The 10,265-nt window shown below is 58.4% G+C and carries 9 protein-coding genes; 4 read left to right on the top strand and 5 right to left on the bottom strand.

Going from position 1 to position 10,265, the window contains the following annotated elements; all coding sequences use genetic code 11:
• Positions 1-143 precede the first annotated feature (143 nt).
• Both OKC40_RS20855 and OKC40_RS20850 read left to right on the top strand, forming a co-directional pair.
• On the top strand, positions 144-2,123 hold the full coding sequence (locus tag OKC40_RS20855) for a HAMP domain-containing methyl-accepting chemotaxis protein (RefSeq protein ID WP_270796838.1): 1,980 nt from the start codon (positions 144-146) through the stop codon (positions 2,121-2,123).
• An 8-nt stretch (positions 2,124-2,131) separates the two neighbouring features.
• Complete coding sequence (locus tag OKC40_RS20850; protein WP_270796836.1) at positions 2,132-3,589, top strand: ABC transporter substrate-binding protein; 1,458 nt, start codon at positions 2,132-2,134, stop codon at positions 3,587-3,589.
• 71 nt (positions 3,590-3,660) lie between these two features.
• On the opposite strand, the gene OKC40_RS20845 is transcribed toward OKC40_RS20850, so the two are convergent.
• Positions 3,661-4,461 (bottom strand): GNAT family N-acetyltransferase, encoded by an 801-nt coding sequence (locus OKC40_RS20845; protein WP_182938341.1) that lies wholly within the window; start codon positions 4,459-4,461, stop codon positions 3,661-3,663.
• Between the two features lie 329 nt (positions 4,462-4,790).
• On the opposite strand from OKC40_RS20845, the gene metF reads away from it, so the two are divergent.
• The gene (metF, locus tag OKC40_RS20840; RefSeq protein WP_033138589.1) at positions 4,791-5,681 is read left to right on the top strand and encodes a methylenetetrahydrofolate reductase; all 891 of its coding nucleotides are present in this window, start codon (positions 4,791-4,793) and stop codon (positions 5,679-5,681) included.
• 69 nt (positions 5,682-5,750) lie between these two features.
• Here metF and OKC40_RS20835 read toward each other — a convergent pair whose 3' ends face one another.
• The gene (locus OKC40_RS20835; RefSeq protein WP_075112833.1) at positions 5,751-6,815 is read right to left on the bottom strand and encodes a DUF3103 family protein; all 1,065 of its coding nucleotides are present in this window, start codon (positions 6,813-6,815) and stop codon (positions 5,751-5,753) included.
• Between the two features lie 136 nt (positions 6,816-6,951).
• Complete coding sequence (locus tag OKC40_RS20830; protein WP_182938340.1) at positions 6,952-8,112, bottom strand: benzoate/H(+) symporter BenE family transporter; 1,161 nt, start codon at positions 8,110-8,112, stop codon at positions 6,952-6,954.
• A 119-nt stretch (positions 8,113-8,231) separates the two neighbouring features.
• Here OKC40_RS20830 and OKC40_RS20825 point away from each other — a divergent pair, with 119 nt between their 5' ends.
• Positions 8,232-8,801 carry a helix-turn-helix domain-containing protein gene (locus tag OKC40_RS20825; RefSeq protein ID WP_182938339.1) on the top strand — a complete coding sequence of 190 codons (570 nt, stop codon included), beginning with the start codon at positions 8,232-8,234 and terminating at the stop codon, positions 8,799-8,801.
• 16 nt (positions 8,802-8,817) lie between these two features.
• On the opposite strand, the gene OKC40_RS20820 is transcribed toward OKC40_RS20825, so the two are convergent.
• Complete coding sequence (locus OKC40_RS20820; protein WP_182938338.1) at positions 8,818-10,014, bottom strand: NnrS family protein; 1,197 nt, start codon at positions 10,012-10,014, stop codon at positions 8,818-8,820.
• Between the two features lie 61 nt (positions 10,015-10,075).
• The coding region (locus tag OKC40_RS20815) for a hypothetical protein (RefSeq protein WP_270796831.1) at positions 10,076-10,265 on the bottom strand (190 nt) is incomplete at its 5' end.

Below are 10,265 nucleotides of genomic sequence, written 5' to 3'. Positions count from 1 at the left end.
ACTACCTGAAGCAACACCGTTTATATAGCCGCACACTTGGAATTATTTGAGTCTCTAAAAATGAGGGGATCTCTAAGATTCGCTACCCCTGCCGATAGTGACTATGTTCACTTTACCTTCCCCCAATGAGTGAGGATGTCTCCATGGGTTTATCTATCGTGCAGCGGATCATCGCCGGATTTGTGTTGATGCTGCTGTTGCTGATCCTGCTTGGCGTGATCAGTACCTTTAAAATCAAGGGTATAAATGACGGCCTCTCCGCCGTATCTGACCGGGCAACCCCGCTGGTGGTGGCTGTCGCAGGTCTCAAGGGGGCGCTGCAGGATAGCAACCGCTGGGTGCTGGTCTACCGCACCAGTGAAGATGCCGCCCAGTTGCCGCAACTGGCCAATCAGTTCAAGGAGCAGCAGAACCGCTTCGCCCAGTTGAGTCAGGAGATGGGGAAATTTACCGGCGTGGCGGATGCCCGCGCCCGCTTCCAGCAGGTCGAGAGTGCCACCACCCAATTTTATGGCTTGGCGGATCAGATGCTGGCCCAGCATCGGCAGTGGGTCAGTGCACTGGATCAGCGCCACAAGCTGGAGATGGAATTTATCCGGCTTGAGGATACTTACCAGTGGGCGGCGGATCTGCTGCTGCAACAGACTGCCAGCAAACGCTCCATGCGCAACAAGGCGGAACTCATTACCTCAGGTATCGCCCGCGATCTGAAGAATATCCGCCGTGCCGATGCCAAAACCGATTTGAACGAGCTGGAAAAGGTGTTGAGCAAGGACATCGAGATGGCGCGCAAGCGTCTGGATCGAGTGACGGTGCCCGATGATGTGAAAGCGCGCTTTGTCTCCAATCTCGACCGGATGCAGGAGTTGGCGCTTGGCGCTCAGGGCTTGCTGGCAACCATGCGTCAGGCTCAGCAACTGGAGTTGTCGCTGGCCACTCAGAATCAGCAGCTGGATGCCAGTCTGGTCAACAGCCTCAATTTGCTCGATGAGATGGGCAAGTCTGCCGGTGCCATTGCCAGCGATAGCCGGATCAATGCAGATGCGGCGGTCAGCAGCGCCAGTTTCTGGATCCTGGTGGTTGCCGCGATGTCGGCTGCTGCGGCGCTGGTGATCGGCTATACCACTGCGCGCAGTATTCAGCGTCCGTTGCAGATGATCAACAAGGAGCTCGATTACATGGCGGCCGGTGACATGACCCGCCGCATTAACTACCGCAGCAGTTGCGAATTTGGCACGCTCTCCCGCTCCATTGACACCCTGGCAGGCAAGACCGGCGAGCTGCTCTCCCAAATCAATGCGGGCTCACGTCATCTGGTGGATGAGGCGAGCCGCGCCGCCGAGATCAGCGAACGGGCCATGTCCCGGGTGCAGGAGCAGAAGAGCCAGACCGATCAGGTGGCCGCCGCCATTACCGAGCTGGAAGTGAGCGCCACCGAGGTGGCCCGCTCTACCGATGGCACCAAGCGGGAGGTGGATCTGGCCGATGAAGAGGCGCGCAGTGGTCGCCAGAAAGTAGCTACCACTCGCCGGCTTACCGAGCAGTTGGCCGGTGCCATGGAAGAGGCGGTCGGGATCACCTACAAGCTTGGGGAATTCAGTAACAACATTGGCAGCATTCTCGATGTGATCCGCAGTATTGCCGAGCAGACCAACCTGTTGGCTCTGAACGCCGCCATCGAAGCGGCTCGTGCTGGCGATGCCGGTCGCGGTTTTGCGGTGGTGGCCGATGAGGTGCGGGCATTGGCCAATCGCACCCAGACCTCGACCGAAGAGATCCAGGGGATGATTGAGAACCTGCAAAGCTCCAGCAAGCATGTGGTTGAAGTGATGGGGCGCAGCCAGGAGCAGACCCAGAGCTGTGTCGAGCAGACCCGCGAGATGGATGTGGCGCTGCAATCCATTGCCGATCGGATGGGGGCCATCAAGTCGATGGCGGATCATGTGGCCCATGCCGCGCAGGAGCAGATCTCCGTCAGTCAGGGGGTCGCTCGTCATATCGCCGGTATTGCCGATGTGGCATACGAGACAGAGCGGGAGGCGCGCGAATCCGCCAGCAGCAGCGAAGTGCTGGCCGACCTGGTCGCCAAACAGCAGCAATTGATCGCACATTTCAAGGTCTAGGAGGGCTTATGTCTAAAAAGTGGATTGGAGCCCTGAGTCTCCTGTTGTGTGGCCAGTTGATGGCCAGCGAGCTGGTGATCGAGAGCTGGCGAACCGATGACAAGGCGCTGTGGGAGCAGAAGATTATCCCGGCGTTTGAAGCGGCACATCCCGGCATCAAGGTGAGTTTTCACCCGGTGCAGAACGTCAACTACATGCCCACCCTGTGGGAGAGTCTGAAAGGGGGCAAGGCGGGGGATCTGATCACCTGCCGTCCGTTTGATGATTCGCTCGCCCTGTTCAAGGCGGGCCATATGGCCGAGCTGACCGAGATGGCGGGGATGGAGAACTTCCCGAGTTTTGCCCAGTCACCCTGGCAGACCGACTCTGGTGCCCAGACCTTCTGCGTACCGATGGCCTCGGTGATCCATGGCTTCTTCTATAACAAGAAGATCTTCAGTGAGTTGGGGCTGACATTGCCGCAAACCCGCGATCAGTTCTTTGCGGTGCTGGACAAGATCAAGGCCGATGGTCGCTATGTGCCGCTGGCCATGAGCGGTTCCGAGAGCTGGGTTGCCTCCGAGCTGGGCTTCCAGAATATTGGCCCCAACTACTGGAAGGGGGAGGACGGCCGTCTGGCGCTGATCGGTGGGCAGGAGCGGTTGGACAACCCGCAATATGTGAAGGTGTTCGACGAGCTGGCCCGCTGGCGTTCTTACCTCGGTGAGGGGGGCGAGAGCCGCGATTATGCGACCAGCAACGAGTTGTTCACCTCGGGCAAGGCCGCCTTCTACGTGGCGGGCTCCTGGGAGATTGCCCCCTTCACTGGCAAGGTCGATTTTGGCGTGATGCGTCCGCCCGTGGCCAAACAGGGGGATGGCTGCTTCTTTACCGACCACACCGATATCGGTATGGGGATGAATCCGGCCAGCAAGAACAAAGAGGGGGCAATGGCCTTCTTGCAGTGGCTGACGACGCCGCAATTTGCCGAGCTCTATACCAACTCGCTGCCGGGATTCTTCTCCCTCTCCAACCATTTCTTCGATGTCACCAATCCGGCGGCCAAAGAGATGATGGAGTGGCGCGATCAGTGTGACTCGACCATTCGGGTGGCGACTCAGATCCTCTCCCGTGGCACGCCAAAACTGGGCGACGAGCTGGCCGAGGTGAGTCAGGCGGTGCTGCTTGGCAAGATGGAGCCCAAGGCGGCCGCAGATCGACTGGAAGGTGGCTTGAAGGGCTGGTATGCCCCTCATCAGGGCAACAAGGCCAAGAGTGCGGATTGTCAGTGTGATGCCGTCACTCCTGCTCCGGTTTTAGCACCGGCAGCAGTGTCCGCTGCACCCGCGACCAGTGACACGCCGGCCGTGGTGACCCCCTCTGTGACGCCCGCAGAACCTGCATCAGCAGCGACGGCACCAGTCCCCGTTCCCGCGGCTGATGTGGAGCAGGCGCTCTCCAACGAGCTGGAAGCGCCGCAGCAATAAGTCATCTATATCAATAAAAACGGGAGGCATTAGCCTCCCGTTTTTATGGCTCACGGCCAGCATACATCGCTTTATTGTGCTTCGTGGGGCCAGCGACAGAGGCTGCCGATGCGGGCAACCGGGGCGAACCCCAGAGAGCGGTAAATGCGTTGGGCATGGTAGTGCTCGTCGGCCACGATGATCAGCTGTTTGGCGCGGGACAATCCTGCGCGAGCCACTTGACTCAGTAACTGGCGGCATAATCCCTGGTTGCGCCACGCCTGGTGAGTACGTACCAACTGGAAACGGCCCAGCGGGCCACAGAAGAAGAGACCACAACTGGCGACCAGTTGCCCCTCTTGCCAGATCCCCCACCACTCCCCGAGCCCATCGGCAATCATGGCCTGATAGAGTGCCCGGCGGGATTGCAGATAGGGAAGATAACTCTCTGCCGTGTGCCCCTCATCCCGCTCATGGAGTTCGAAGTCGAGCCACTCTTGCCAATCCGCAGTGGTGAAGGTGCGAGCCTGAACCTTGTCCATGTCACCGTGAGGATGTGGGCAGCTCTGCTTATCCAGCGACAGCACCACACACTCCATATATTGGTATCCCGTTGCGACAAAACCGGCGATCCGGCTGTTTTGCCCGGCCGCCAGTGGCCATTGAAAAGTGCGGTGGCGCACTCTGGGATCCTGGCCGATCAGCTGATCAAACGCGGCTTCCAGCCAGCCTTTGTCGCGGTCGCTGGGCGGGGTGGTGAGCAGCAGGTAGTTGCCAAAGTAGTAGTCGGGAGCATCCGGTGTGCGAACCGCCCAGAACTGCTCATGCTGAGTGACCTCGCCTTGGTAGCGATCAAACAGCAAGTCGGTGGCAAAGCCGGGGTGGGTATCCATGATGGTGCTCCTGCAAAGACTCATTCTGTTATCGGCAGGAGGGGGAAATAGATGAAAAGGGGCCGGAGAATCCTCCGGCCAAACAATCACACGCAGATTCAGAACGTCCAGGACGATCTGGCCCCATCATAACTCGACTGGGGCGATTTTGGGATGGGCACTTTTCGGTTACGTACCGTTAATTTTGTAAATATGACGTTCGTCAGATCGGATGTGAGGTAAATCCCTGTTGACTTTGTATCGTTTTACTCATAAATATAAAGACGTTTAGACGTCCAAACATCCGTTTTGACGTAGGAAGATGGATTGCAGGACAGGGAGAAGAGCAGATGGGATTTCACAGTGCACGTCAGGTTGAGGCGCTCAACCAGAGCTTGGCAGATTTGAATGGCGATATATCGGTCAGTTTCGAGTTTTTTCCGCCCAACAGTGAAGGGATGGAGAATACTCTCTGGCAGTCCATCGAACGGCTGAAAGTGCTGGAACCCAAGTTCGTCTCCGTCACCTATGGCGCCAACTCAGGCACCCGTGATCGCACCCACAAGGTGATCAAGGACATCAAGGAGCGGACCGGCCTGATTGCGGCGCCGCACCTGACCTGTATCGATGCCAGCCGCGACGAGCTGCGCACCATCGCCCGCGACTACTGGAACAGCGGTATTCGTCATATCGTGGCTCTGCGCGGTGACTTGCCGCAGGGGTTGGACAAGCCGGATATGTATGCCACCGATCTGGTTGCCCTGCTCAAGTCAGAGGCTGATTTCGATATCTCGGTTGCCGCCTATCCGGAAGGCCACCCGGAGGCCAAGAGTGCGCAATCCGATCTGCTCAACCTCAAGCGCAAGATCGATGCCGGTGCCAACCGAGCCATCACCCAGTTCTTCTTCGATGTGGAGACTTACTTGCGCTTTCGGGATCGCTGCGCCGCCATCGGTATCGATGCCGAAATCGTGCCGGGGATCCTGCCGGTCTCCAACTACCAGACGCTGGCCAAGTTTGCCGGTTTCACCAACGTGAAGATTCCGCGCTGGATGCATCAGCGCTTCGAGGGGCTGGATAACGATCAGATGACCCGTAATCTGGTGGGGGCGAGCATCGCCATCGATCAGGTGCGCGTGCTGAGTCAGGAGGGGGTGAAAGATTTCCACTTCTATACCCTGAACCGCTCCGAGCTGACCTATGCCATCTGCCATACCCTGGGGGTTCGTCCCAAGGGCTGACCATTGGTCACCGCGATAAAAGCAAAAAGCCAATGAGTTGCTCATTGGCTTTTTCGTTATGGCCGTTGCTTAAGGCCGGGTCACCGGGATCTCTTTCGGTTCAAGATCGATAACTGCATTACCGGCAGCCCCCGGATACTGGTGATAGACCTGATCCTGCTCCAGTGTGTAGAAGGTATCCAGATAGTCATCGTTGTTGGTCATCCAGGAGTCGGGCAGCGCCTTGACGATGCGACCACCAAGATCGAGGAAGGGCAGTGCTTCCGGCACTCCACCCGCAGTAAAGCCGAGTTTGAGGGCTTCAATCAGCAGGGCGCTCAGCTCCTTGTAGTTGACGTTATCGTCCTGCTCCATCATCACCACGTCGACGGCACCCCAGCGATAGCGATCCCAGTAGACCAGGATCTGGTTGGGGGTGTAATCGGTGTTGTCATAGTCGAGGTAGGGCATGTCGACAATATCGACCACTGGCTCATCCCGGCTGGGATTGACCCCTGCGACCACCGCATACACTTCGGCCGCGCCGAGCAGCCAGGGCTCCTGATCATCCTTCAGTCTGATCTTTTTCAGGACACTGGTCTTGAGCGGCGCCGTGTTGGTCGCCGCTCGCGGGGCGCTTTGCAGATCTGCATCGGCCAGCGCCTTGCGCATCACCTTCAAGCCTGCGTTCTTGGCTTTGACAGGATCGGCTTCGACCACCAGAACCGGCCGGGCCGGTGCCTTGTCCACATCCAGATAGACAGGATTGCCGGCGCTGTCGAACGCCTCGATCGCGCTCCAGCTCTTCTCATCCCCGCTCGGAACATAGGCGACCAGCGGTTCGACGCCCTGTTGCAGTGCGGCGGCCTGATCGGTGTTGGCCAGCCGCAACTGCATCAGTTGCTTGACCTCGCCATCCAGTCCTTGTCGACTGATGGCCGCCTGGTTGGCATCGGTCGCCTGCCGTTTAAGGCGCGGGCTGGCTTTTTGCAGCAGGTTGGGAAGCGGGCTCTGGTATTGCTGATTGCTCAGCAGGGGCAGCAGGTTTTTCTGCTGAAGTGCGAGCTGGCGAGCCAGCTCTCTGTCCGTGTCGGCTGCGTGTGCCGTGCTGACGCCCAGAAGCGCCAGCAACATGATGAAAGCCTGATGTTTCATTATTATTCTCCGTTGCATGAACCTGACAGGGCAACATGTCCGGGAAGAGTGGTGCCCTGACACCACTAGAGGGTAATTAGTTTCATCTGTGAACTAATTTTTCCGGATCTTGCGCAGGTCATCACGGTTTGAGGTCTCATTGATTTTCTTGTCGATATAAATGAAGCCAGTGCAAGGCAAGTCCGATGAGTAGACCCCAACAGGCTGCCGCGATGCCGAGCAGGCTGATCCCGGACGCAGTAATGATAAAGGTGAGCAGCGCAGCTTCTCGCGATTCATCCTGTTGCAAGGCTGAGTGCAGGCTACTGCCGATGGTGCCTAGCAGGGCCAATCCGGCGATGCAGGTGACAAGGGCTGTCGGGAAGGCGCTAAACAGGGCGGCGACGGTTGCGCCAAAACAGCCGGTCACAAGATAGAAGCAACCCGCCCAGACAGCAGCAGGCCAGCGGCGCTTGGTATCCGGGTCGACCTCTTTGCCCATGCAGATGGCGGCGGTGATGGCGGCCAGATTGAAGGCATAGCCGCCAAAAGGGGCGAGTAGCAGGCCGGTCAGGCCGGTCCAGCTGATCAGCGAGGAAGTGGCAGGCTGATAGCCATGGGCTCGCAAGATGGCGATCCCCGGCATGTTTTGCGATGTCATGGTGACAATGAACAGCGGCAGTGCGATGCCAAACAGGGCATCAAGGGAGAAGGCTGGCCAGGTCCAGACCGGGCTGGCGAGCTGCCAGTGCAGGGCTGCCAGCTGCAACTCCCCCCGCACGCTGCAGATCAGCATCCCCACTCCCAGCACCAGTACCATGGTATAGCGGGGCCAGAGATGACGCCCCAGTAGGAAGGTCAGCAGCAGGGTGCCAAGCAGCAAGGGATCTTGCGGGGCAACCTTGAACAGATCCAACCCGAATCTGAGCAGCACGCCAGCGAGCATGGCGGCGGCCAGCGGAGCCGGTATATGCCGCATCAAACGGTCGAACCAGCCGCTGATGCCACATAGGGTGATCAGCAGGGACGAGATCACAAAGGCGCCGATGGCTTCCGCCAGAGTGAAGTTGCCCAGTGTGGTGATCAGCAGGGCCGCGCCCGGGGTGGACCAGGCGGTCAGTACGGGCATGCGGTAATAGAGAGAGAGGCCTATGCAGCTCACCCCCATGCCGATCCCCAGCGTCCAGAGCCAGGAAGCAACTTGGGCTGTATCAGCACCCGCCGCCGTGGCGGCCTGGATGATCAGGATGACGGAGCTGGTGTAACCGACTATCACGGCGATAAAGCCTGCGACCAGATGGGGGAGGGCGAAGGGCATGATACTTCCTCTTGGCGTTGTGACACGCTGTGCGTTATTACGTACAATATAGCTTTGACTATATCGCTGTGCGTTATAGCGCACAAGGCGCACCGTGCAAGAGTAATAAAGAGGCAGCTATGCAAGAGATGAGTCAGCATCTGGCTGCTCAACTGAAGGGGCTGCGCAGCGAGCGCGGCTGGAGCCTGGATGCCGCCGCACGCGAAACGGGTGTCAGCAAGGCGATGCTGGGTCAGATTGAGCGGGGGGAGTCCAGCCCGACGGTGGCAACGCTGTGGAAGATCGCCACCGGTTTTCGAGTCTCCTTTTCCAGTTTCATCGAGCCCACACCCGCCGCGCAGGAAGAGGTGCTCTATCGCACCGCCGATGCCATTCGCCAGCAGCCAGCGGGAGAGGGCATGCAAGTGGCGCCGCTCTTTCCTTATGAAAACCGGTTTGGCTTTGAGTTGCTTGAGTTGACCCTGTTGCCGGGTTACCAGCGTGAATCTGAACCCCATGAGCCGGGAGTGACCGAACATGTCATCGTCATCAGCGGCATGATGGAGGTGTTGGTAGAAGGGGAGTGGCGCTCACTGGCGCAAGGGGAGGCGGTGCGCTTTGCTGCCGACCGCCCCCACGGTTATCGCAATCTGGGTATTGCTCCGGCGATTTTCCACAACCTGATCCACTATCCGGTGGCAACACCCTGAACATGCCCTGCAGAGATCAACCCGGTCGGCCATCAGCTCTGGGGCTGGCCAGTATCGGGGTATAGACCCAGACAAACAGACCATAGGCAGCGATCCAGGCAAGCGCGCTGAAGTTCCAGCCGTGCAGGGTATAGGCAGGCCAGAACAGCGGAATCACCACCCGCATTGTGGCGGCAGCGATAACCAGGGCAAATGCGCCAGTGATCCTGCGCCCCACCTGCAAGGCCCGACCGCTATGACCGAGAGATACTCGCGCAATCATGCCCAGGATCATGGTGCCCATGCAGCCTGCGCTGAGCAGGTGGCTGGCCATCGACAGCGTGATGGGCAGACCTGCGCTATGTGCCGCAAGAGCGAGCAGGCCAAGTGGGATAAACAGATAGGCGAGATGGAGTGACCACAGCAGTGGATGCGCAATGGTCGATGGCAGATGCCAACGCAGTTGTCGCCACAGATGCAAACCCGCCACCACTATATAGAGAGGCACTATATATATGCAGGTGACCCATTGGGTGGGGAGCAGCAGCCAGCACAGCAAGATAAGCCACAGTGTTGCGAGCGCCGCCCGTTCCAGCCAGAGCTGAGGTGCAGCTTTCTCCTGACCGGTTGCTCGGGCGGTGAAGAACGGAATCACCCTTCCACCCATCACGGCGATCAGGGTGGTAAACAACAGCACGGTCGTGATCAGCAGATGCTCAACGGTGCTCCACTCTGCATGCCATAACCAGCTGGCGCCATTGAGCAATGTCAGTATCAGCAACAGGGGCACAAAGAAGAGGTTGCGCCATTGCCGGGTTATCAAGATCGGCTTGGCAAGGAACCAGGCGCAAAGCGGCAACCAGAGCAGGTCTGCCGCCATCAGGAGCGTATTCTCCTCACCCAGCCAGGGTAACAATGTCCTTGGCAACATCCACAACCCCACCACCAGCGCCAATGGCCAGCTCCGAACACCGGGATGGGCCGTCCAGTTCTGCACCGCGGTGAGCAAGAAACCCGCGACGATGGCAGCCCCGAAACCAAACAGCATCTCATGACCATGCCACCAGATCGGGTTGGCAATCCCTGGCAAGGTTAGCCAACCGTTGAGCTGCCCCAGCCAGAGCAACATGGCGACGGCAGCAAACAGAGCCCCGAACAGGAAGAAGGGTCGGAACCCCAAGCGGAACAGCGGAACGATTTGCTCTTCCTTATGGCTATCGAGGATTTGATGCATGAGGGTATTCCAATTAAACATTTGAGATGGCAATTATAAAGTGGCTTTTGAAATGTTCAATTTAAATACGGCAATAACCAGGTTTGATGGTGTTTTGAGCAAAAAAGGAAAGCGTTGTTTGATATCTGAGCGAACGAGCTTTTTTGCTGAAAAAAGCCTTGTCATCGCGGCCTCGCTCCCTATAATGCGCCCCTACCAGCACGGCGGAACACGCCGGACTGATGAGCCAGCTTCCTTGCGAAGTGGGCGCC

The sequence above is a fragment of the Aeromonas sp. QDB11 genome (assembly GCF_027705265.1).
GTDB lineage: Bacteria > Pseudomonadota > Gammaproteobacteria > Enterobacterales > Aeromonadaceae > Aeromonas > Aeromonas allosaccharophila.
The sequence above is the reverse complement of the archived record's forward strand: the minus strand, read 5'-3'. Positions and strand labels throughout refer to the sequence as shown.

Coding starts and splice junctions, on each gene's coding strand:
- OKC40_RS20855 (WP_270796838.1), top strand. CDS start 144: ATGGGTTTATCTATCGTGCAGCGGATCATCGCCGGATTTGTGTTGATG.
- OKC40_RS20850 (WP_270796836.1), top strand. CDS start 2,132: ATGTCTAAAAAGTGGATTGGAGCCCTGAGTCTCCTGTTGTGTGGCCAG.
- OKC40_RS20845 (WP_182938341.1), bottom strand. CDS start 4,461: ATGGATACCCACCCCGGCTTTGCCACCGACTTGCTGTTTGATCGCTAC.
- metF (WP_033138589.1), top strand. CDS start 4,791: ATGGGATTTCACAGTGCACGTCAGGTTGAGGCGCTCAACCAGAGCTTG.
- OKC40_RS20835 (WP_075112833.1), bottom strand. CDS start 6,815: ATGAAACATCAGGCTTTCATCATGTTGCTGGCGCTTCTGGGCGTCAGC.
- OKC40_RS20830 (WP_182938340.1), bottom strand. CDS start 8,112: ATGCCCTTCGCCCTCCCCCATCTGGTCGCAGGCTTTATCGCCGTGATA.
- OKC40_RS20825 (WP_182938339.1), top strand. CDS start 8,232: ATGCAAGAGATGAGTCAGCATCTGGCTGCTCAACTGAAGGGGCTGCGC.
- OKC40_RS20820 (WP_182938338.1), bottom strand. CDS start 10,014: ATGCATCAAATCCTCGATAGCCATAAGGAAGAGCAAATCGTTCCGCTG.